Annotated in this window: 18 protein-coding genes; 8 read left to right on the top strand and 10 right to left on the bottom strand. The window is 68.4% G+C overall.

Going from position 1 to position 21093, the window contains the following annotated elements; genetic code table 11:
- Positions 1 to 127: 127 nt before the first annotated feature.
- Positions 128 to 376, top strand: coding sequence for a WhiB family transcriptional regulator (locus tag C5E10_RS04285; RefSeq protein ID WP_068476994.1), 249 nt, complete (start codon positions 128 to 130; stop codon positions 374 to 376).
- Between the two features lie 48 nt (positions 377 to 424).
- Here C5E10_RS04285 and C5E10_RS04280 read toward each other — a convergent pair whose 3' ends face one another.
- Genes C5E10_RS04280 through C5E10_RS04270 form a run of 3 tightly spaced genes read right to left on the bottom strand, consistent with a single transcriptional unit; the run spans position 425 to position 4076 of the window.
- The gene (locus C5E10_RS04280) at positions 425 to 1927 is read right to left on the bottom strand and encodes a sensor histidine kinase (RefSeq protein ID WP_104330596.1); all 1503 of its coding nucleotides are present in this window, start codon (positions 1925 to 1927) and stop codon (positions 425 to 427) included.
- Positions 1928 to 1936: 9 nt separating this feature from the next.
- The gene (locus C5E10_RS04275) at positions 1937 to 3448 is read right to left on the bottom strand and encodes a P-loop NTPase (protein WP_104330595.1); all 1512 of its coding nucleotides are present in this window, start codon (positions 3446 to 3448) and stop codon (positions 1937 to 1939) included.
- Between the two features lies 1 nt (position 3449).
- The gene (locus tag C5E10_RS04270) at positions 3450 to 4076 is read right to left on the bottom strand and encodes a hypothetical protein (RefSeq protein ID WP_104330594.1); all 627 of its coding nucleotides are present in this window, start codon (positions 4074 to 4076) and stop codon (positions 3450 to 3452) included.
- Positions 4077 to 4201: 125 nt separating this feature from the next.
- On the opposite strand from C5E10_RS04270, the gene C5E10_RS19510 reads away from it, so the two are divergent.
- The gene (locus tag C5E10_RS19510) at positions 4202 to 4513 is read left to right on the top strand and encodes a helix-turn-helix domain-containing protein (RefSeq protein ID WP_104330593.1); all 312 of its coding nucleotides are present in this window, start codon (positions 4202 to 4204) and stop codon (positions 4511 to 4513) included.
- Positions 4514 to 4603: 90 nt separating this feature from the next.
- On the opposite strand, the gene C5E10_RS04260 is transcribed toward C5E10_RS19510, so the two are convergent.
- A complete protein-coding gene (locus C5E10_RS04260) occupies positions 4604 to 5200 on the bottom strand; it encodes a hypothetical protein (RefSeq protein WP_104330592.1) in 597 nt (198 codons plus the stop codon).
- Between the two features lie 138 nt (positions 5201 to 5338).
- On the opposite strand from C5E10_RS04260, the gene C5E10_RS04255 reads away from it, so the two are divergent.
- The gene (locus C5E10_RS04255) at positions 5339 to 5806 is read left to right on the top strand and encodes an Rv3235 family protein (RefSeq protein ID WP_146080150.1); all 468 of its coding nucleotides are present in this window, start codon (positions 5339 to 5341) and stop codon (positions 5804 to 5806) included.
- 92 nt (positions 5807 to 5898) lie between these two features.
- On the opposite strand, the gene secA is transcribed toward C5E10_RS04255, so the two are convergent.
- The 6 genes from secA to mtrA all read right to left on the bottom strand — a co-directional run bounded on the left by secA (position 5899) and on the right by mtrA (position 15181).
- On the bottom strand, positions 5899 to 8853 hold the full coding sequence (secA, locus tag C5E10_RS04250) for a preprotein translocase subunit SecA (RefSeq protein WP_104330590.1): 2955 nt from the start codon (positions 8851 to 8853) through the stop codon (positions 5899 to 5901).
- 140 nt (positions 8854 to 8993) lie between these two features.
- Positions 8994 to 9662, bottom strand: coding sequence for a ribosome hibernation-promoting factor, HPF/YfiA family (gene hpf / locus C5E10_RS04245; protein WP_104330589.1), 669 nt, complete (start codon positions 9660 to 9662; stop codon positions 8994 to 8996).
- 111 nt (positions 9663 to 9773) lie between these two features.
- Entirely contained in the window at positions 9774 to 10562 is a 789-nt protein-coding gene (locus C5E10_RS04240; RefSeq protein ID WP_104330588.1) for a ComF family protein, read from the bottom strand.
- A gap of 77 nt (positions 10563 to 10639) precedes the next feature.
- The gene (locus tag C5E10_RS04235) at positions 10640 to 12358 is read right to left on the bottom strand and encodes an LpqB family beta-propeller domain-containing protein (protein ID WP_104330587.1); all 1719 of its coding nucleotides are present in this window, start codon (positions 12356 to 12358) and stop codon (positions 10640 to 10642) included.
- Positions 12355 to 14490, bottom strand: a complete 2136-nt coding sequence (mtrB, locus tag C5E10_RS04230; RefSeq protein WP_258070997.1) for an MtrAB system histidine kinase MtrB — start codon at positions 14488 to 14490, stop codon at positions 12355 to 12357. Before mtrB ends, C5E10_RS04235 begins: the two co-directional genes overlap by 4 nt.
- Position 14491: 1 nt before the next feature.
- The gene (mtrA, locus tag C5E10_RS04225) at positions 14492 to 15181 is read right to left on the bottom strand and encodes an MtrAB system response regulator MtrA (RefSeq protein ID WP_104240392.1); all 690 of its coding nucleotides are present in this window, start codon (positions 15179 to 15181) and stop codon (positions 14492 to 14494) included.
- A gap of 118 nt (positions 15182 to 15299) precedes the next feature.
- Here mtrA and C5E10_RS04220 point away from each other — a divergent pair, with 118 nt between their 5' ends.
- Genes C5E10_RS04220 through C5E10_RS04200 form a run of 5 tightly spaced genes read left to right on the top strand, consistent with a single transcriptional unit; the run spans position 15300 to position 20900 of the window.
- Positions 15300 to 16619: a hypothetical protein gene (locus tag C5E10_RS04220; RefSeq protein ID WP_104330586.1), complete on the top strand. Its 1320-nt coding sequence runs from the start codon at positions 15300 to 15302 to the stop codon at positions 16617 to 16619.
- Positions 16619 to 17296 (top strand): DUF4129 domain-containing protein, encoded by a 678-nt coding sequence (locus C5E10_RS04215; RefSeq protein WP_104330585.1) that lies wholly within the window; start codon positions 16619 to 16621, stop codon positions 17294 to 17296. Before C5E10_RS04220 ends, C5E10_RS04215 begins: the two co-directional genes overlap by 1 nt.
- Entirely contained in the window at positions 17293 to 18591 is a 1299-nt protein-coding gene (locus tag C5E10_RS04210) for a DUF4350 domain-containing protein (protein ID WP_104330584.1), read from the top strand. Before C5E10_RS04215 ends, C5E10_RS04210 begins: the two co-directional genes overlap by 4 nt.
- Positions 18581 to 19534, top strand: coding sequence for a MoxR family ATPase (locus C5E10_RS04205; protein WP_104330583.1), 954 nt, complete (start codon positions 18581 to 18583; stop codon positions 19532 to 19534). Before C5E10_RS04210 ends, C5E10_RS04205 begins: the two co-directional genes overlap by 11 nt.
- 58 nt (positions 19535 to 19592) lie before the next feature.
- Positions 19593 to 20900 carry a DUF58 domain-containing protein gene (locus C5E10_RS04200; RefSeq protein WP_104330582.1) on the top strand — a complete coding sequence of 436 codons (1308 nt, stop codon included), beginning with the start codon at positions 19593 to 19595 and terminating at the stop codon, positions 20898 to 20900.
- Positions 20901 to 21093: the final 193 nt, after the last annotated feature.

The raw sequence follows: 21093 nt of genomic DNA, 5'->3' as shown, positions 1-21093 counted from the left end.
GAGATACCCGGAGGAATGCAAAATCGAGGCCAAGTCTATAGGCCAGTCACCGCATCCCGGGTTCCAGAACTTCGCTCCCAGCGGAGCGTTTTTGTGCGCGAGGCGCACTCGATAAGGAGCACCACTGATGGATTGGCGCGACACTGCCGCCTGCTTGGACGCAGATCCCGAGCTTTTCTTCCCCGTCGGGAACACCGGCCCAGCTGTAGACCAGATCGATGCTGCGAAGGCCGTCTGCGCTTCGTGCAAGGTCACCGAGGTGTGCCTCCAGTACGCACTCGACACCGGTCAGGATTCCGGCGTCTGGGGAGGCCTCTCAGAGGACGAGCGCCGCGCGCTCAAGCGCCGCGCAGCGAGGGCCCGACGAGCTTCCTAGCAACCGAACATTCCGCGGCCTGGCCGCGGATCGCCCGACGGGCGGCGCTCACGCGCCGCCCGTTTCGCGTTTCCAGCGGCTCGGGATGCGCAGCTTCACCTGCGTGCCCTCACCTGGTGCCGAGTGCCATTCGATCGAGCCACCGAGTTCGCCCTCGACGAGCGTGCGCACGATCTGCGTTCCGAGACCCGCCCCGATTCGTCCGGCGACGAATCCGGATCCGGTGTCGGCGACCGTGACGGAGAGGCCTCCTGGCGTCTGCTCAGCAGTGACCGTCACCTCGCCTTCCTGGCCGGCGAGGCCGTGCTCGACGGAGTTCGTGACGAGCTCGGTGAGCGCCAGGGCGAGGGGTGTGGCGTACTCGCTCGGCAGCGTGCCGAAGCGACCGCTGACGACTGGCCTGACGACCGTGTTGGAGGTCGAGGACACTTCGGTGATGAGCTTCATCACGCGGAGGAACACCTCGTCGAAGTCGACGGTCTGCGAGAAGCCGCCGGAGAGCGTGTCGTGCACGACCGCGATGGAGGACACACGCCGCATCGCCTGGGTGAGCGACTCCCTGGCTTCGTCGCTGCGGGAGCGCCGGGCCTGGATGCGCAACAGGGCCGCGACGGTCTGGAGGTTGTTCTTGACCCGGTGATGGATCTCGCGAATCGTGGCGTCCTTGGTGATGAGCTCCTGCTGCTGGTGCCTGACATCGGTGGTGTCACGGCAGAGGACGATCGCGCCAGTGCGCTCTCCGTGCGCTCGCAGCGGGAGTGCACGGAGGGTGACGGTGATGTCTCGTGCCTCGACGTCGGTCATCCAGGGTGCTCGACCGGTGACGACAAGCGGAAGCGCCTCATCGACCGTGACGCGGCTCTTGTCGTGGACCAGGGCGGAGGCGACTTCCGAGAGCACTTCGCCTTCGAGCTCGCCGCCGAACCCGAGCTTGTTCATCGCGCTCAGCGCGTTTGCGCTCGCGAACGTGACGACCCCATCCCGGTCGAGCCGAATGAGGCCGTCTGAGGCGCGTGGCGCACCACGGCGGGAGATCTGCGGGGCTTCCGGGTCTGGAAAGGCGCCTTCCTCGATCATGGCGAAGATCTCGTCCGCGCAGTCGCGGAAGGTCTCTTCCTGCCGAGTGATGGAACGCGTGCTGCCGAGGTTGGTGTGCCGTGTGATGACGGCGATGGGGTGCTGGCTCACCCCCTCGCCGGGGAGACGGCAGAAGACGGGCGTCACGAGAAGCTGTGTCGGGATCTCGTCGAACCAGTCGGGTTCTGTCGAGCGCACGGTGGTGCCCTCTTCGTAGGCGCGTCGGACGGCGACCGCCCACTGCTCGCGGACGGGCTGCCCGATGAGGTCTCGGTAGAACAGCGTCGGCGCACTCGATGGGCGTCCCTGCGCGACCGCCACGAAGTCGTCGTCCTTGGTGTGGACCCAGAGAACCACGTCGGCGCACGAGAGGTCGGTCAGGAGCTGCCAGTCGGCGCTCAGCTGGAGTATCCACGACTGCTCAGCTTCACTGAGGGTTCCGCGGCGCTGGAGTTGCGAGGAGAGACTGGACACTCGGTCAGCTTAGGAGTTCTGACCTTGCAGTTCGCCACGACCGCGCCAGAATCGACGAAATGGGGCACTTCCTGCCTTTCGCTGGCCGAGACGCACGCCGACAACCGCCGTGACGTCCGCCTCCGCCAGCAGCGTGTCTGCGACGTAGCTGGAGATCGCGCGCGCGAATCCGGAGCGGGGGCTCGCGTAGGTCACGGGCTCGCCCGCGAGGAGCGCACGATCGCATGCCGACTGGTCGAGCGGGATGAGGGCGCTCGCCTGCAGACCGGCGAAACGCGAGAGCACGTGCGTGATCTGCCCCGCGGCGCCAAGGCCGACCGCTTCCCCTCGCACTCGGTTGACGATCACGTCCACGGGCGTCTCGCCGATGATCTCGATGAGGTTCACCCTCGCTCGCAGGAACCGCTGCAGGCCGACCGCCTGCCCGTCGGCGACGGCCAGGATCCGGTCTGCGGCGCCGAGGGCGGTGAGCGTCGCCGCCGATCGACGAGGGGAGAACGCGTCGCTCGCGATCTCGTCGTCGCTCTCGAGGCTGAATCCCACGTCCACGACGACGAGGTCGGCGATCTCCCGGCATCTCTCGAGCACGGTGAGGACGCGCTCACGACTGAGCTCCGGCCACCTGGCGGGGTTGGCGATGCCCGTGAGCACCAGCAGCTCGTCTCGACCGATCGCATAGGGAGCCGCGATGCGCTCGAGCTCGACGAGCGTCAGCCGGGCCGCCCCCGCGAGTCGGCACGCGGCTGCGAAGCCAGGGGCCTCGTCGGTGATGCCGAGCATGGCGGCGAGCGATCCCCCGTAGCTGTCTGCATCGATGAGGACCACCCTCCGACCTGCCGCGGCCGCGCTGGCGGCGACAGCGGCCGCGACCGTCGACGCCCCCGGCGCCCCGTGCGAGCCCCAGACGGCGAGCAGGTCGCCTCTGCCTCCCTGGTCGCGTCTTCGTGCCGGGCGTGCTGCCTCCGCGGCTCCCGGCTCTCTCGTCGCCCGAGTCGCCGCGTGGGCACGGGCTCGCCTCGCACGCCTGGTCGCGGACCGACTGCCCTCGACCACCGGAGCGTTCCCCGAGTCGTGGCTCGCCCCCACAGGCCCCGCATCCGACGGTCGAGACACGGCCGCAGGAGGCCTGGCGAACGATGCAGACTGCTGCGGGATCGGTCCCGTCGCGACATCGCCGATGGCATCTGGCACGGACACGAGCAGCATCTCGATCTCGCTCCAGCTCGCCGCGGCTTCCACGATCTCCCTCGCGGAGAACGACTCCGCGTTGCGGCGCTCGAGTTCGCTTGCCACCACGACGATGAAACGCGCCCCGAACCGGGCGCAGGCGGCAAGGCTCCGCGCCGTCAGGGTCTCCGGAGCTCCCTGCAGCAGGACGATCTCGGGGCGGAGACGCTCGATTGCGGTCGCAGCAGCGAGTCCGCCGGAGACCCGGTCGACGATGTCGTGCCCGGCCGCGATGATGCCCTCCAGGAAGCGGGCCTCGATCTCGAAGTCGATGGCCATCAGGATGCGCGCCATCTCAGTGCTCCACCCCGAGGAACACGGGGACAAGCGCCACGCGCGCTTCGTTGCTGATGACAGCGAGCAGCGTCGGTATCTCGCTCTTCGGGAGGAGCAGTTCGACTCGATCAGCCTGGCTGCGCGACAGCGCCCCTTCCCGGGGGAGGATCTTCGCGACGACGGCGCTCGCCGAGATGAGGACTGGCGCACCGTAGGTTCCTGGGCTGCTCTCCTGACTCGACCAGAGCTCCACCGCGGCGCCCGTGGCCAGCTCGGTCGGGAGGCCGCCCGCGATCTCCACGATGATCGAGGTGCGGCTGGGGTCTGCGACCCCGACCAGGGATCGCGGGACGAGCTCGCCCGACTGCACTGCCTGCGTCACGACGAACTCGCCCTGCGGGACGGTCTCGGCATCGAGGTACGCCCCGGCGCTCGCCCCGAGACCCACCTCGACCGGGACGAGGTCATCGACCGTCAGCACCGCGCCCGGCGCGATCGTCGATGCCGCCGCGTAGGCGATCGATGTGCGGTTGCCGACGACGAGCACCCCAACGACCCCCAGCACCGAGACGGCGACGAGCAGCACTCCGATGACGACCCGGGGGTCGATCCAGCGTCTCGGTTTCCGAGCCTTGGTCACGGTCATGCGCCTCTCCCCCACCGTCGGTCACCAGGCTTGGCGACTCGGACATCGTGGCGCAAGGTGGGAAACGGCGCAGAAGTTATCCACAACGCGGGACGAGCAACCGGGGGCGGGCGATAATCGTCGGCATGAACGCATCCGTTGACCCCCAGTCAATCGGCCGCTTCCTGACCCTCGCCGAGGTCTGTGAGATCCTCAACGTCACGATGGATGTCGCTGTGGGACTCGTGCAGAGCGCGGAGCTGCCCGCGATCCGCATCGGCGGGGTCGGCGAGTGGCGGGTCGAGCGGAGCATGCTCGAGCAGTACATCGACGATCAGTACGACTACCAGCGCCGTGTCGCCGCACTCCGGCAGGCCGAGTTCGCCGACTCCGGGGACTTCCTGGCGGATGACGAGCATCAGGACGAAGCCACCCCTCGACTTCGGCCGCTCCTCTAGCTGTACTGCTCAGTACAGCTAGAGCTCACCGAGCCAGCGACGCCGGTGAGTGCTCCGAGGGCGGGCACCGATCCGCGGCCGAGCAGCGACTCAGTCGCCGGCGAGGATCACGAGACGCAGATCGTCGAGCGGGATGATCCGGTAGGCGACGACATCCCTCGGGCGACGCGCGACCCCTCGCTCGTGCACCGCGACGTCGACGTGGTCTCGGGCGACGCGGTCGATCGTGCCGACGATCGACCCGGTGGTCACGACGAACTCGCACTGCGCTCGGCGCCGACCGAGGTCTCGGAGCGCGAACGCCAGCCCCAGCCGCCCGGAGAGATCGCCCGGTCTGTTCCCCGTGGCCTCTCGAAGGCTCGCGAGCAGCTGCGCCTCGGTGAGCACCAGCGACGCGATGCCAGCAGTCGGCACGATGCAGACGCGAACTCGCCCCGATTCCGCGACGAGCTCGGCCGAGAGCCAGTCGCTGCCGAAGGCCCGCGGGCGCACCGCCACGATCGACCCGTCGGACATCTGCAGCGACACGGGCTCGTCACCGCTCTCCGCGAGCGCGACGAGCCGTTCACGCAGCGAGAGCCGACCGACCCGCAGCCGTTCGTCGTCGATGGCGCGCCTGGCGGCCTCGTCGTCGATCCCACCCTGAAGCTGACCCGCGAGGTCATCGAACATGTCGTCCCAGCGCACGCGGCCAGCGTAGGGGCAGCCGCCGCAGCGGCGAGGGTTATCCACAGGGCAGTTCGAACCTCGCGAGCTGAGCCCGGCGCATGGTTTCATAACGCCAGGCGGCTCGGGGGGAATCGCCGCAGAACACTCGGGGGCCGCATGTTGCCAGCGCGCAGCATCGGGGCGCTACGCGCCGTCGATGCAGCTCATCCATCCGCCACGTCGGGGGCGGGGGTGCTCATCGATGCCGATCCGCTGTTCGTCCGCGAACGTACGGCCGCGAGTGACCTGCCCGACCCGAGCCCGCTCATCTCGAACCTCGCGAGGAGCGTCGTCGAGGTCATCGCGGGCGTCCGCGACATCGAGCAGCTCTCGCGATGGGTCACCGACGACGTCTTCCGCCATCTCCTCATCCGCACGCAGCACGCGAACAGAGCGCGGCAGGCACGGCGGCGACCGACGCGACGCCCGCACTTCGTGGAGTTGAGCCTGCGAGTGCAGACCACGAGCGAGAACATCGTCGACGCGGTTGTCATCCTCGATTTCGGCGCGCGCGTGCGCGCGGTCACCGTGCGGCTGGAAGGGCTCGACCGTCGCTGGCGAGCATCCGCGATCCACGTGCTCTGATCGCGAACGCCCGCCGCAGACGACGCAGCGGGCGCCCCACAGTGTGGGGCGCCCGCTGGTTGGTCACGGTGCTCGGCTCCGAGCAGCCGTCGCTACTTCTTCCTGCGGCGCTGGGCCCGGTTGCCTGCCGGCTGTCCACCCGGCTTGGACGTCGCGCCCTTGCCGAACGAGCTGCCGGCAGCCGGCCCCGAGGCCTCAGCCTCCGCCTGCTCGCCCTGCTCCGCGGCCTGACGCTTGGCGGGGTTCCCCGAGCGAGAGACAGGCTGGCGGGGCCGCGTGCCCTGCGGCGCCTTCGCGACCGGTGCCGCGGGCTCCTCGCCGGCTTCCTCACGCGCCTGGTCGAGCGCCGAGGAGGTGCCGAGATCGCGCTCACGACGCTTCGCGTCCGCCGTCGCCCGCTGGTTGAGCTGGCCGCGCTCGTTGCGCACCTCGACCTCACCCTGATCGGTCGCGGCAGAGTAGCTCAACGCGGTCTGGGCCTTCTCATCCAGCCCCTTCGCGACGATCTGCACGTCCGGGGTATCGCTCGCAGACGGGGTCTCGTCCTTCTTGACGGTGACCTCGAGGTTGTAGAGGAATCCGACGGACTCCTCGCGGATGCTGCCGAGCATCTGCTGGAACATCGCGAAGCCCTCACGCGTGTACTCCACGAGCGGGTCGCGCTGGGCCATGGCGCGAAGGCCGATGCCATCCTTCAGGTTGTCCATCTCGTACAGGTGGTCGCGCCACTTGCGGTCGATGACGCTCAGCACGACGCGTCGCTCGAGCTCGCGGGTCGCGTCCTCGCCGATCGACTCCTCACGGCGCTTGTACGCGAGACGTGCATCGGAGAGGACCTCGTCCTCGAGCATCTTCCTCGTGAGCTTGCTGCGCCCGCCGGCCTCCTCGAAGAGCTCGTCCTCGGTGATGCCCACCGGGTAGAGCTGCTTGAGGTCGGTCCACAGGGCGTCGAACTCCCAGTCGTCGCCCGTGCCGTCGCCCGTGTGCTCCTGGATGATGTCGTCGATGGCGTCGGTGAGGAAGTTCTGCACCTTGTCGGCGATGTCGTCGCCCTCGAGGATGCGGCGGCGATCGCTGTAGATCGCGGTGCGCTGCTCGTTGAGCACGTTGTCGTACTTGAGCACGTTCTTGCGGATCTCGGCGTTGCGGGACTCGACTTGGGACTGCGCGGACCGGATGGCCCTCGACACGATGCGGGACTCGAGGGCGAGGTCGTCTGGTGTTCCGTCGCCGGCCATGATCGCGCGCGTCGCTCCCGTGTTGAAGAGACGCATGAGGTCGTCGGTCATCGACAGGTAGAAGCGGCTCTCGCCTGGGTCGCCCTGACGGCCGGAGCGGCCGCGGAGCTGGTTGTCGATTCGGCGGGACTCGTGACGCTCGGTGCCGAGCACGTAGAGGCCCCCTGCCTCAGCCACCTCGTCGGCTTCGCTCTTCACCTGCTCCTTCATGGAGCCGAAGACCTCGAGCCACTTCTCGTCGTACTCGTCCGCGTTCTCCTGCGGGTCGAGACCGAGCGCCGTCATCTCGGCGACGGCGAGGAACTCGGCGTTTCCGCCGAGCATGATGTCGGTACCGCGGCCGGCCATGTTCGTCGCGACCGTGACGGCGCCTCGACGCCCAGCCTGGGCGACGATCGCCGCCTCGCGTGCGTGGTTCTTCGCGTTGAGCACTTCGTGCTTGATGCCGCGCTTCGCGAGGAGCTTCGAGAGGTACTCGCTCTTCTCGACGCTCGTCGTGCCGACCAGGACCGGCTGGCCGGTCTCGTGGCGCTCGACGATGTCCTCGACGACCTGGTCGAACTTGACCTTCTCGTTCTTGTAGACGAGGTCGGGGTTGTCCTTGCGCTGCATGGGGCGGTTCGTGCGGATGGGCACGACGCCGAGCTTGTAGGTGCTCATGAACTCGGCGGCCTCGGTCTCGGCCGTACCCGTCATGCCTGCGAGCTTGTCGTACATGAGGAAGTAGTTCTGCAGCGTGACCGTCGCCATCGTCTGGTTCTCGGCCTTGATCTGCACCCCTTCCTTCGCCTCGATGGCCTGGTGGAGGCCCTCGTTGTAGCGTCGGCCCTTCAGGATGCGGCCGGTGTGCTCGTCGACGATGTTGACTTCGCCGTTCTGCACGACGTATTCCTTGTCGCGCTTGAAGAGCGCCTTCGCCTTGATGGCGTTGTTCAGGAAGGAGATGAGCGGGGTGTTGGCCGACTCGTAGAGGTTGTCGATGCCGAGGGCGTCCTCCACTCGGTCGATGCCCGGCTCGAGCACGCCGATGGTTCGCTTCTTCTCGTCGACCTCGTAGTCGCGGCCCTCCTTGAGCTTGCGCACGATCGATGCGAACTCCGAGTACCACCGGTTCGCATCCCCTTGGGCTGGCCCGGAGATGATGAGGGGTGTTCGAGCCTCGTCGATCAGGATGGAGTCGACCTCGTCCACGATCGCGAAGAAGTGATCGCGCTGCACCATGTCCTCTGATCGCCAGGCCATGTTGTCGCGCAGGTAGTCGAAGCCGAACTCGTTGTTCGTGCCGTAGGTGACATCGGCGGCGTACTGCTCACGGCGCTCGGCCGGGGACTGCCCAGCGACGATGCATCCGGTTGTCATGCCGAGGGCGCGGAAGACGCGGCCCATGAGGTCGGACTGGTAGGTCGCGAGGAAGTCGTTGACCGTGACCACGTGCACGCCCTTGCCGGCGATGGCGTTGAGGTAGGCGGGCAGGGTGGCGACGAGGGTCTTGCCCTCACCGGTCTTCATCTCGGCGATGTTGCCGAGGTGGAGCGCCGCTCCACCCATGAGCTGCACGTCGTAGTGCCGGAGGCCGAGCACACGTCCTGCGGCCTCGCGGACTGCGCCGAAGGCCTCCGGGAGGAGGGCGTCGAGCGACTCCCCGGCCTCGTGACGTTCACGGAACGAGGCCGTGATGTCACGGAGCTCGTCATCGCTGTACTCCTTGAAGGCGTCCTCGAGGCGACCGACCTGCTTGGCTACGCTCTCCAGCTTGCGAAGGGTGCGCCCTTCTCCCATGCGGAGGATCTTCTCGAGAACTGAGGCCAAGGTCTGCTCCTACTGGTTGACGCAAGTGGCGCGAGAGCGCGCGGCGAAGCACAGCCCGTGCTGTGCATATCGCTTGATTCTACGCACCTCGCCCCGTCCGATGCTGGATGCATCGACCGGGGCGAGGTGGGCGAGCAGAACTAGGAGACGGGAACCGCGTTCTCGTCGAGCGCGATGACTCCGTAGTCCCACCCGCGGCGTCGGTAGACGACGCTCGGGCGGAGGGACTCGCTCTCGATGAAGAGGAAGAAGTCGTGCCCAAGGAGCTCCATGTGGTCGACCGCTTCGTCCTTGCTGAGGCGCTTGGGAGCGAAGGTCTTCTCACGGATCACGACGGGCGAGTAGAGCTCCTCGAGGTTCTCCTCCTCAGCCTCGATCTCTGACGCCGTGGCCCCGGATTCCACGAGACGGATCGTGTCGGTGTTCGCGGGAGTGACGTCGATCTGCGCGAAGTTGTCGGCGGCCACCTCCTGGAGACGGAGTGGCGTGTGCTGGCCGCGGTGGATCTTCTTGCGGTCCTTGTTGCGGCGGAGTCGCTCGACGAGCTTGTCCAGCGCGAGATCGAAGGCCGCGTACTTGTCACCGGCCTCGGCCTCGGCGCGGACGACCGGGCCGGGACCGAAGAGCGTGATCTCGACCTTGCCCTTGTCGAGCAGGTTTCCAGCCCTGTCGGTTCGCTTGGTCAGCTTGATTTCCGCTGCCTGCGTCTTGCCATCGAGAAGCGAGACCTTCGCAAGCGCCTTCTCGGTGGCGTACTCGCGGAAGCGGTCCGGGATCTCGGTGTTGCGACCGGTGATCGTGATTTCCATGTCACTCTCCTGTCGTTCTGCACGAGGCCGAGGTGTCACTGCCTCGTGATGCTGTGCCGCAATCGTAGACCCCAATTCACCCGGTGTTGTCTGCGATTTCGCAGACATCGTCTACCCTCCGCGCGTGTCGTCTTCCGTGTGTGCTCCCCGGGCAGATCTGCGCACCGTCTCCGCGACGACGACGCCTCCGACCACCACTGCGCCGACGGCTTCCAAGGCTCGGACCGCCTCGCGCATCGTCGCGCCACTCGTGACGACATCGTCGATGAGCAGCACCCGCGCACCTGCCAGTCCCGGGTCGGCAGCGAAGGCACACCGCAGGTTGTCGGCCCGAGCCGGGGCCGTGAGTCCAGCTTGGTCCTGCACGCGCCGGACGAGTCGGAGCGCCCGGACGCTCCTCGTCCCGGGCAGTGCCTGGTGCCAGAGCAGCGCGAGGTGCACGTAGCCGCGGGCGCGGATCGATCTCGCCGACGACGGGACGAGCACGGGCACCCAGACCGCGGAGACGGGGCCGGAGCGAACCGCCGGCTCCCGACGCCCTCCGGCCGAGTCGGCGAACGCCGACACGGCCGACCGCAGGAGCAGGCCGAGGGGGCGTGCCGCGTCCACTCTCCCCCGTTCCTTGAGCGAGGCGAGGAGCGCTTTCACGGGACCCTCGTAGTCGCAGGCGGCGATGACCGGGACCCTGCCTCCATCAGCGGCACTGATCATGACGGCGCACGCGCGCACCGCCGCGAGCCGTGCAAGCTGCTCGGCGCAGCTCCGGCAGAGCGGCCGACCGAGACTGCCGCAGGCGGCGCAGGCGACGGGGAGGAGAACCGCCAGCGCATCGAGCGCGGTCTCCCGCAGCCTCGCCACTCGATCGTGGAGCTGCGCGGTGACGCCGGAGGGCAGGGGCATCGCTCAAGGATGGCAGCGCACGAGGGCGAGACGCAGCCTCGATCTGAGCGCTGTGGAGAACCGGGATCGGCCGCGGATCACACCTGGGTCAGGATGAAGTCCACGACGGCCTCCGACTGCTGCCACCTGTTGCCCTTCGGCACGTAGATGTGGCGGTCCTTGTCGAGCACTCGAAGCCCGGCGGGAGTGTTGCTTCCCGTGATCTGCTGCCCATCGAGCACGGCGCCATTGACGCTGACGGTGCCGCCGACGGTCTGCGTGCGGACCTCGGCCGTGCCCTCGCTCCCCGTCGCGAGCACCGCGAGCGAGGTCTCATCGACCCAGGCGAGGTCGATCGGCGACGTGCCGCCCGGCTCCAGGATGAGCGGGTTGCCGAGCCCGATCGGCCGGTTGGTGCTCGGCTCGCGTTCGATCGCCATGACGGCGACTCTGACGCCGACGGAGCTGTTCTCGAGCACCGCGAGCCTGGCGCCGTCTCGGGAGACGGCGATGGCCCGGTACCCGGTCGCGCCCACGTTCTCCGCGGGCTCCAGCCAGCTGTGCTGACGGTCGTCGACATCCGTGGCGCGCAGCCCTGAGCCCTCCGTGCTGCCTGTCCAGGTGTACCCCCAGCTGTCGAGGCTCATCGCGAGCGGGCCCGGCCTGGCATCGACGAGCAGCGGATCGGGGACGGCGATGGGCGTCGTGAAGACACCGTTGGGCGTCACGAACGACGCGACATCGCCAGCGCTCGAGTAGGCACCCTTCTGCGGGGCGAGGGAGGCCAGTGCACCTTGCAGGGCCGCGGTCTCCGGCGACGCCGTCACGTTGACACCGCTCAGGAACCCGAGCTCGCCGCCCTTGTAGACGAGGGGCGTGCTGGTCACCTGCCGGTTCACGACGACGGCGTCCTCTGGTGGGAGATCCTGGTCGATCGGGACGCCCGTGATGGACATCGTGACGCTCGTGATCGACTCGAAATCGGCGAAGCTCTCGGTGAGCTGCAGGAGCATCCGCGAATACCGTTCCGGGGAGGCCGAGGAGAGAACCGACGAGAAGTCGACGTCGGCGACATCTCCCTCGACGGTCACGGCGCCGAGCAAGGTCACGTCGGAGGGGATCGCGCTGACGACGTTGCCCTCGGCGAGCCAGGGCGCTGGCCCGTTGACCAGGGCGCGCGCGATGCGCGTCATCGCGGTCTGCTGCGCGTCGAACCACCGGACGTCCGGCACGAGCCGCGAGAGCGTGTCGTCGTAGAAGTAGAGGGTGTAGCTCTTGAACAGACTGCGGAAGTTCTGGTTCAGCAGCACGATGCCGGGAGGCGCCTCCGTGATCCGCCATTCGCCGTCTGCGTTCTGGGCGAGCGTGAAGTCGAGACGCTCGGTCGTTCCGCTCTTGAGCTCGCTGTAGATGCCCTCGGCGTCAACGCTGGCCGAGGACTTGTAGCTCGCCTCGACCCGCTCGGAGCCGGCGTCGACCACATCGGGCACCGACGCGGTGACGATGATGCGGGCGTTCGGGTCCCATTCCTGCCGGAACGACTCGGCGAGGTATTCCCGGGCGACCTCGTAGTCGTTCTGTGTTCCGGTTCCAGCATCGAGGAACCCCTCGATGACCTCCTCGCGACTCATGCCGTCTCGCGGCGGGTCGGGGAAGAAGCTGTACGACTGGTCGCTCTCCTGCTGCTCGGACTCGCCCGCGAGGACCTGGCCGGAGGTCGGGATGCGGGCGCATCCGACGAGCATGAGCATCGCGATGACCAGGATTCCGGCCGCGGCTCCTCGCGTCGCGCGGCGCCCATTCGCAGCTCGTCTCATGTCCGTTCCTCCTGCCCCTGCTCTGCCGATTCCCCGACAGCCGGACCCTCGCCCTGGCTGTCCCCGTCGTGCATGTCGGGCTCGTTGCCCTCGTCGTCATCGTGGCGTTCCTCGGCGTCGCCGTCGCCGTCGCCGTCGCCGTCGCGACCACCATCATCGTGGTCGTGGATGCTGGGAAGCGACGGCACGGACTCGGGAGCCGAGCTGGTCACCACCACCGCTTCCGCATCGTCCCAGGGGGCGGGGCTCTGCGCCGGCTCGTCGAGGGATGTCACCTCGATGACATCCATGGAGTTCGTCGGCGCCGAGGAGACGAGCGGTTCGGCGTTGGAGGAGCGCATGCCGACGAGGTCGGGCAGCTCGATCGGCTGCGTGTCGACGTCTTCGTCGGTGAACGCCTCGGAGGACACGTCCTCCTCGTCGATCGTGATGGTGGCGGCTCCTGCGTCTCCCGGCTCGAGCGGGAGCGGTGAGCCCATGATCTTGCCGCCGACGAATCGCGGCAGCGTGAGCCGGAAGTTCGTCCCCTTGCCCGATTCCGACCAGACCTCCAAGCGTCCTTCGTGCAGGCGAACGTCCTCGAGCGAGATCGCGAGACCGAGACCGGACCCACCCATCGTGCGCTTGCGCGACGGGTCGGCGCGCCAGAAGCGGTCGAAGACCCTGGTGCGCTCGGCCTCGGTCATGCCGATGCCGTAGTCGCGCACGGAGAGCGCGACGGCTGACTCGTTGGAGTCGACGGACACGACGATCGGCTTCGCCTCGCCATGCTCGATGGCGTTGCCGAGGAGGTTCCTGACGACGCGGTTGATGCGGCGAGCATCGAACTCGGACTCCCCGTAGCCGCCGGGCGCCTTGAGCACGAGGCGCGTGCCGTGATCGAGTGCGACCGGGGTCATGGCCCCGATGACATCGTCGGCGACGGTCGCGAGACTGTTGGACTCCCGCAGGATCTCGACCGCTCCGGCGTCGTACCTGGAGATCTCAAGGAGGTCGGCGAGCAGGATCTCGAACCGCTCGATCTGATCGTGGAGGAGCTCGACCGACCGCGCCGTCACGGTGTCGAAGTCGTCGCGACGGTCGAAGAGCATCCCACCGGCGAGACGGATGGTCGTGAGGGGCGTGCGCAGCTCGTGCGAGACATCCGAGACGAAGCGCTGCTGCACCTGCGACAGGTTCGCGAGGCGCTCGATCTGGTCCTGCAGGCTGTCCGCCATCTCGTTGAACGATCTCGCGAGCGTCGCGATGTCGTCCTCTCCCGACTCCGGCACGCGCTGCTCCAGATGCCCCGCCGCGAGGCGCCGGCTCGTCTTCGCGGCTTCGCGGATCGGCTGGATCACGGCCCGCATGACGAAGCCCGTGATGACGGCGACCAGGAGCACCAGGACGATCATGGCGACCACGAGGGTGCGCTGCACGAAGTCGAGTGTCTGCTGCGTCTCCTCCATCGAGTACACGAAGTACATCTCGTACTGGCCGAGGCTCTGCACGGTGACGGTCGAGCCGATGACGATGCCTGGCACCTCGTTGCCGAACTCGTCGACGAGCGCGATCGACTGGTAGTACGTCTGCGGCGACGCGGAGGTCGTTCCGGTCGCCGCGGTCTCCGCGCCCGACCTCACCGCTTCCTTCAACTCCGGCGAGACCAGTTCGGCCGAGACGGGACCCTTCGCCAGCGCCCGCAGCTCGTTCGACTGCTCCTCGCCGTCCGAGGCGCCCTGCATGAAGATGACGCCGTAGCTGTTGGCCGCCGAGTCCTGCGCCGCATCCACCGCAAGCGTCTGCAGGGTCTCGAGGGCCGCGCTGTCGGTCTCCTCGCCGGACGCGAAGACCGTCTGAGCCGCGGTCACCGCTCGCTCGGTCTCGGAGACGAGGGGCCTGAGCCTCGAATTGAACAGGTCGCTCGCGATGGAGTTGGACATGACGAATCCGACCGACAGCACCGTCGCGGTCGTCAACGCGACCGAGAGCGCGATCGTCCGGAAGGGAAGCGATGTCCGCCAGAGGAAGACGAGGTTCCGCCATACCCCGTGCGCGGAACGCCACCGATACGGGACGCGGATGCCCTCCGTGTCGACGTCGGAAGTCCGAGAAGAAGGGGAGGAGGTCGTGCGCCGGGCCACTGCGCTCACGTCAGGAGAACGCGGTCGTGTTCCCAGCGCGGTACCCCACGCCGCGAACCGTCGCCACGATCTTCGGGTGGTCCGGGTCGTGCTCGACCTTCGCGCGCAGCCGCTGCACGTGCACGTTGACGAGACGGGTGTCTGCCTTGTACTGGTAGCCCCAGACCTGCTCGAGCAGCTCCTCGCGCGTGAAGACCTTCTGCGGCTTCGCGGCGAGCGTGAGCAGCAGATCGAACTCGAGCGGAGTCAGGTTGATCTGCTCCTCGCCGCGAAGGACCTCGTGCGCGTTGACATTCAACGTGAGGTCGCCGACGCGGATGATGCTCTGCACCTCTGGCTGGCTCGCGCGCAGCCGGGTCTTGATACGAGCGACGAGCTCCTTGGGGTTGAAGGGCTTGACGATGTAGTCATCGGCGCCGGCTTCGAGCCCGCGGACCACGTCGGTCGTGTCCGACTTCGCGGTCAGCATGATGATAGGCGTGCCGGATTCCGCGCGAAGCAGGTGGCAGATCTGGATGCCGTCCAGGCCGGGAAGCATGACGTCGAGCAGGACCAGTTCCGGCTTGACCCGACGGAACTCGCCGAGGGCAGCCGCACCGTCGCCGCAGAACTCGGGTTCGTAGCCTTCGGCCCTGAGAACGATGCCGATCATCTCCGACAGTGCGAGGTCGTCATCGACCACGAGGATGCGTTCGCCCACAGAACCCTCCCTGTTCCAGAACCTGCCCGAGACCGGGCGCTTCCCTCAGCGTAGCGGGCATAGTCCCCTCAGAGGCTCAACCCAGAGTGCGCGGCGCGCGGTGTGCCACGATGGACACGTGACGCATGGCCCATACGAGCACGCACCCGAGCCCAACCACGCGTATCCGCCGCAGCCCGGAGCGCAGACGCCGAGCGCTTTCCCGCAGGCCGATCACTGGCAGGGACAGTGGCAGGGCCAGCAGCCCGAGCAGTACGGCGCACCCGGCCCTGCGAGCTGGCAGTACGGACCGCCGCAGGAACCGGGCCAGGGCCAGCCGGGCGGACAGTGGATGCCGGCGCCGACACCCGGTCTCTTTCCCCTCCGTCCGCTCGCCTTCGGCGACGCGCTCGCCGCCACGTTCCGCTTGTTCCGCACCTCACCCAAGACCACGCTCGGCAGCGCCGTCATCGTCATGGGAGCCACGACGCTCTTCGCGAGCCTGCTCCCGGTCGTCGTCGGAATGCTCATGTTCACGCGCATCCCCTATGGGGGAAGCCAAGAGGACATCACGCCGATGCTGGTCTCCTCCATCACGCTGACGTCGCTCGCTGCGATCCTCGGCCTCGCGGTCGCGGGCGTCGGCTCAGCGCTCCTGCAGGGAATCCTCGTGCGCGTCGTCGCCCGTGGCGCGATCGGCGAGAAGCTCGGCTTCAAGGAGGCCTGGCGCGCGGGATGGCGCGGCATCTGGCGGCTGATCGGGTACGCGCTGCTCGTCGGTGTCGGCGCGGTTGTGCTCATCGCGGTCGGCTGGCTCCTCATCCCACTCATCATGTTCGCCGTCCTCGCGGGGTCAGGCGGAGATGAGGCGACGATCGCCGGCTCGATCGGACTGGGCGTCATCTTCACGCTGCTTCTCGGCGGGGCGACGGTCGTGCTCATGGTGTGGCTCGGCATCAAGATCATGTTCGCCCCGAGCGCCATCGTCCTCGAGGGCCTCGGCCCCATCGCCGCCATCCGCCGCAGCTGGAACCTCTCGCATGGCAACTTCTGGCGAGTGCTCGGGGTCGTCGTCGTCATCCAGGTGATCCTGAACGTCGCCACCGGCGCCGTCTCGACGGTCGCGCAGCTGGCCGTCAGCCTGGGCCAGGTCATCATCCTGCCGCTCGGAAGCGGCGAGTCGTCCGAACCGGACGCCGGCACGATCGTCGCGTTCGCCGTGATCCTGCTCATCACCTCCGCACTGCAGGTGCTCCTCGGGGCCATCGTCCTCGTCCTGACGAGCGGGAACGCGACGATCCTGTACTTCGACCTGCGGATGCGCAAGGAGGCGCTCGGCGTCACCCTGCAGCGATACGCGGAGCAGTCCGCTGCCGGAGCTGACATCGCCGATGCGGACTTCGACGTGCAGGTGCAGCGGCCGGTCTCCCCGACGGGTGCTCCGGGGTACGTGCGCTGATGCGGCTCGGCCCGTGGGTCGGCTCGGTGGAGCCGCCGCTCGAGATCGACGAGGATCCGGCGCGCGATCTCCTGCAGGGTGAGCTCGCGAAGGCCGAGTACACGCAGGCCTCCCCCACCTGGCTCGATCTCTGGATCGACGACTTCTGGAACTGGGTGAATGACCTGCTCCGGCCCATCGAGGGGGTGCCAGGGGGCTTCTCCCCGATCGCGCTCATCCTGGGCGGACTCGTCGTCCTCGGTGTCCTCGCGCTGCTCATCGGCCGGCCGATCCTCGCTCAACGGGCGAGGCGACGGACAGGAACGCCCGCGGATCTCTTCGACGGCGATGAGCGCTCTGCGCGAGACCTGCGCGGTTCCGCTGCCGCGGCGGCATCGCGGGGGGACTTCGAGACCGCCGTCGTGGAGCAGTTCCGGGCGCTCGCTCGAGCCGTGCATGACCGCACGGTGATCTCCCTCAGCCCGGGGATGACGGCGACGGCGGTCGCGGAGGCGACGGGCGTCTCGTTCCCAGGTCACGCTCCCGCACTGCATGTCGCGGCGAGGTCCTTCGACGCTGCAAGGTACCTGGGCCTCGGGGCCTCCGAGGCTGACTGGCGCCAGCTGCGCGATCTCGACCTCGCACTCGACTCGGCAGCACCCGTCAAGCTGGCGTCGTTCACTGGACGCGGCTCGTGAGCATCACGAGCTCCGCGACCCCGACCGTTCCCGAGCGGCTCAGACTCGCGCGTCCGTGGCTGCTCATCGCCGCAGGCGCGGTCGTCATCGCCGTGACCAGCGCGCTCCTCGCCGGGGGAATAGCAAGCGCGAACTCGCCGTATCTCGGGGTGGACTCCGCACGGCCCGACGGGGCGAAGGCCGTCTTCACCGTGCTCGGCGACCAGGGCGTGTCCACGAGCGCGGCGACGAGCCTCGAGGAGGCTCGGTCGCAGCTGAGGGACGCTGAGGGTGACACGACGCTCGTCATCCACGACCGTGACGGCCTGGCCGTCGACGATCTCGCCGCTCAGGTCGCTGAGCTCGACGCGGAGCGCGTACTGCTGCTCGCGCCGAGCCGAGGCCTCCTCGAGGCGTTCGACGGAGCGATCGTCGTGGGCGGGGTCGGCGCCGTCGGCGAAGATGGCGACACGGTCGCCGCCGGTGAGGAGTGCGCCTCGCCGCTCGGCGATCTCGCCCCTGACATCTCCCAGCGGGGCGCGCGGCTGTACCAGCTGAGCGACGAGGCCCCCGGAGGCAGCGCCTGCTACGCCGAGTCAGGGCGCTTCGCCTACGTCGAGACCGAGCTCTCCTCTGGAACGGAGCTTGCCGCGCTGGGCGCGACCGACAACATCAGCAACGGCGAAGTCCTCGGCGCCGCGAACGCGGCCATGGGCCTTGCGGTCCTCGGCGAGACGCAGTCGCTGGTCTGGTACGTGCCGGGCGTCGCCGACGCCGAGGCGGTCTTCGGAGCCCAGCCGTCGCTCAGCACCTACGTCCCGCCGTGGCTCACACCGACCATCCTCATCGCGCTCGCCTCACTCCTCGGGGTCATGGTGTGGCGCGGACGCCGCTTCGGGCCCCTCGTCGAGGAGCGCCTGCCGGTCATCGTCGAGGCTTCCGAGACGATGCAGGGCCGAGGCAGGCTCTACGCGCAGCAGCGGGCGCGGCTTCGCGCGCTCGACAATCTCCGCATCGGCACGACGACTCGTCTCGCGAAATCGCTTGGGCTGGCGCGCGCGAGCCACGTGCAGGAGATCATCACCTCGAGCGCAGCGATCCTCGGGGCGAACCGAGCTGCGGTCTCGTGGACGCTGCTCGACGCCGTTCCTGGCAGCGAGGCCGAGCTCCTCGACCTCAGCCAGGCGCTGCTGACCCTCGAGCGGCAGGTCGCAGCGGCCGTCGATCCGAGCAGCACCGGACCTGGCTCTGCCCATCCCACGACCACTGATCCAAGCAGCACCGCCGAGAACAACGGAGGCACCTATGAGCACTGATGTCCGTGAATCACTGCAGCGAGTCCGCGGCGAGGTCGCCAAGGCCGTCGTCGGACAGGAGCGCGCCGTCGATGGCCTCCTCGTGGCCCTGCTCGCCGGCGGGCATGCGCTGCTCGAGGGTGTTCCCGGGGTGGGCAAGACGCTGCTCGTACGGACGCTGAGCGAGACCCTGTCGCTCGACACGAAGCGGGTCCAGTTCACGCCGGACCTCATGCCGGGCGACATCACCGGGTCGCTGGTCTACGACTCCGCGGCTGGCGAGTTCGAGTTCCGCGAGGGCCCCGTCTTCACGAACATCCTCCTCGCCGACGAGATCAACCGCACGCCGCCGAAGACGCAGTCGGCGCTGCTCGAGGCGATGGAGGAGCGACAGGTATCCGCCGATGGCGTGACCCGCGCACTCCCAGCTCCCTTCCTCGTGGCCGCGACGATGAACCCCATCGAGTACGAGGGCACGTACACGCTGCCAGAGGCGCAGCTCGACCGCTTCCTGCTGAAGCTCGTCCTCGAGCTGCCGTCTCGGGATGCGGAGTTCGAGGTGCTGCGCCGGCATGCCGCCGGCTTCTCTCCGCGTGATCTGCGGGCCGCCGGGGTGCGGAGCGCGCTCTCTGCCGAGGAGCTGCGCCGAGCGCAGGCCGAGGCGGCAGCCGTCGAGGTGCGAGCTGATGTCCTGGCGTACATCGTCGACATCGCCCGAGCGACCAGGCAGTCTCCATCCGTGCGCATGGGGGTCTCTCCTCGCGGGGCGACGGCCCTCATGTCGGCGAGCAAGGCGTTCGCGTATCTGAGCGGCTACCAGGCGGTGACTCCGGATCACGTGCAGGCGATGGCACTTCCTGTCCTTCGCCACCGCCTCCAGCTCCGGCCGGAAGCCGAGCTGGAGGGTGTCGGCGCCGATGCGATCCTCCGCTCCGTGCTCGCTCAGGTCCAGGTCCCGATCTGACCGGTGCAGGCCACGGAATCACCGTTGAAGTCGAGAGCTGGATGGGAAGCGTGAGCGCATGGTGGTGAGTGGACGTCTTGTACTGCTGACCGCCGTCGGCGCGGTACCGGTGGTGCTCTTCGGGCAGACCGCTGAATCGGCGTATGTGACGTTGGCGATCTGGCTGCTCTTCGTGCTGCTCACGTCCATCGCGGATGTCCTCCTGGCGGGGGCGCCACGTCAGGTGGAGATCGAGCGGAGCCTTCCCTCGCGGGTTCGCCTCGGCGAGGAGGCCCTCAGCCGCGTCGCCATCACGAACCGAGGCTCGCGCACGCTGCGCCTGCAGGTGCGCGACGGCTGGGAGCCGACGGCCGGCGGCACGCAGCACCGACCGAAGCTGGACGTGCCTGCTGGCGAGCGGCGCGTGGCCGAGTTCCCGCTGCTTCCTTCGCGCCGCGGCGACCGTCGGGCCGAGCTCGTCACGCTCCGCAGCTGGGGTCCGATGGGTCTGGCGGCCCGACAGGTGAGCCTCGCTGACCGCGGAATCCTCCGGGTGCTCCCTCCCTTCAATTCGAGGAAGCATCTCCCCTCGCGACTGGCGCGTCTCCGCGAGCTGGACGGCGCCACGCGCCTCATGGTCCGGGGGCAGGGCACGGAGTTCGATTCGCTGCGCGAGTACGTGCGGGGCGACGACGTCCGATCGATCGATTGGCGCGCCACCGCTCGTCGCCAGGACCTGGTGGTACGAACCTGGCGGCCCGAGCGTGACCGTCGCGTGGTGATCGTGATCGACACCGGGCGGACGTCGGCGGCACGAGTCGCGGACGAGACGCGCCTCGACACCGCCATCGAGTCCGCACTGCTGCTCGCGGCGCTGGCCACGCGAGCAGGTGACCGCGTGGATGTCGTCGCCTGGGATCGTCGAGTGCGGGCGCGCATCCAAGGCGTCTCGGGGGCTGAGCTGCTGAGCCGCATGGTCGAGTCGCTCGCGGACGTCGAGCCCGAGCTCATCGCGACGGATTGGCGGGCCATCCCAGGGCTGGTGCGTGGAGTGACGACGCACCGTTCTCTTGTGGTCATTCTCTCGACGCTGGAGACCGGTGGCACCCTCGAGCCCGTCATCGCTGCGCTCCCGCAGCTGGCGAGCAAGCACGTCGTCGTGCTGGGGTCGGTGCTGAACCCGGATGTGCACGAGGTCGCCGTGCGTCGAGAGACGCGCGAGCAGACGTATGCTGCGTCGGCCGCAGAACGTGCGCTCCTGGATCAGGAGCGCGTACGCCAGACGGTTCTCCGCCTCGGTGGGGACACGGTGACAGGGACGCCGTCGGCCCTGCCGCCGGCGATCGCAGACCATTACATCGAGCTGAAGGCCACGGGCCGTCTCTAGGCCTCTCTGCGTGCGCCAGGGCTGCGGGCGCTCGCCTCAGCAGCCCCTGGCGCACATCCGCTGCTCCGCCTGTAATGCTGTTGTTTTCGGGCACAAAAAAGCCGGGGTTGGTCATCGAGGAGCATCTCTGCTCACTCAACAACCAACCCCGGCTTATGAAGAAGTCCGGCGGTGACCTACTCTCCCACAGGGT

Source organism: Pseudoclavibacter sp. RFBG4, assembly GCF_002931515.1.
GTDB lineage: Bacteria > Actinomycetota > Actinomycetes > Actinomycetales > Microbacteriaceae > Pseudoclavibacter.
This window is presented reverse-complemented; position numbering and strand designations above follow the sequence as displayed.

Excerpts from the sequence above, each read along its gene's own strand:
- C5E10_RS04285 (WP_068476994.1), top strand. The coding sequence starts at position 128 with ATGGATTGGCGCGACACTGCCGCCTGCTTGGACGCAGATCCCGAGCTT.
- C5E10_RS04275 (WP_104330595.1), bottom strand. The coding sequence starts at position 3,448 with ATGGCGCGCATCCTGATGGCCATCGACTTCGAGATCGAGGCCCGCTTC.
- C5E10_RS04270 (WP_104330594.1), bottom strand. The coding sequence starts at position 4,076 with ATGACCGTGACCAAGGCTCGGAAACCGAGACGCTGGATCGACCCCCGG.
- C5E10_RS19510 (WP_104330593.1), top strand. The coding sequence starts at position 4,202 with ATGAACGCATCCGTTGACCCCCAGTCAATCGGCCGCTTCCTGACCCTC.
- C5E10_RS04255 (WP_146080150.1), top strand. The coding sequence starts at position 5,339 with ATGTTGCCAGCGCGCAGCATCGGGGCGCTACGCGCCGTCGATGCAGCT.
- hpf (WP_104330589.1), bottom strand. The coding sequence starts at position 9,662 with ATGGAAATCACGATCACCGGTCGCAACACCGAGATCCCGGACCGCTTC.
- C5E10_RS04240 (WP_104330588.1), bottom strand. The coding sequence starts at position 10,562 with ATGCCCCTGCCCTCCGGCGTCACCGCGCAGCTCCACGATCGAGTGGCG.
- C5E10_RS04235 (WP_104330587.1), bottom strand. The coding sequence starts at position 12,358 with ATGAGACGAGCTGCGAATGGGCGCCGCGCGACGCGAGGAGCCGCGGCC.
- C5E10_RS04215 (WP_104330585.1), top strand. The coding sequence starts at position 16,619 with ATGCGGCTCGGCCCGTGGGTCGGCTCGGTGGAGCCGCCGCTCGAGATC.
- C5E10_RS04205 (WP_104330583.1), top strand. The coding sequence starts at position 18,581 with ATGAGCACTGATGTCCGTGAATCACTGCAGCGAGTCCGCGGCGAGGTC.
- C5E10_RS04200 (WP_104330582.1), top strand. The coding sequence starts at position 19,593 with ATGGTGGTGAGTGGACGTCTTGTACTGCTGACCGCCGTCGGCGCGGTA.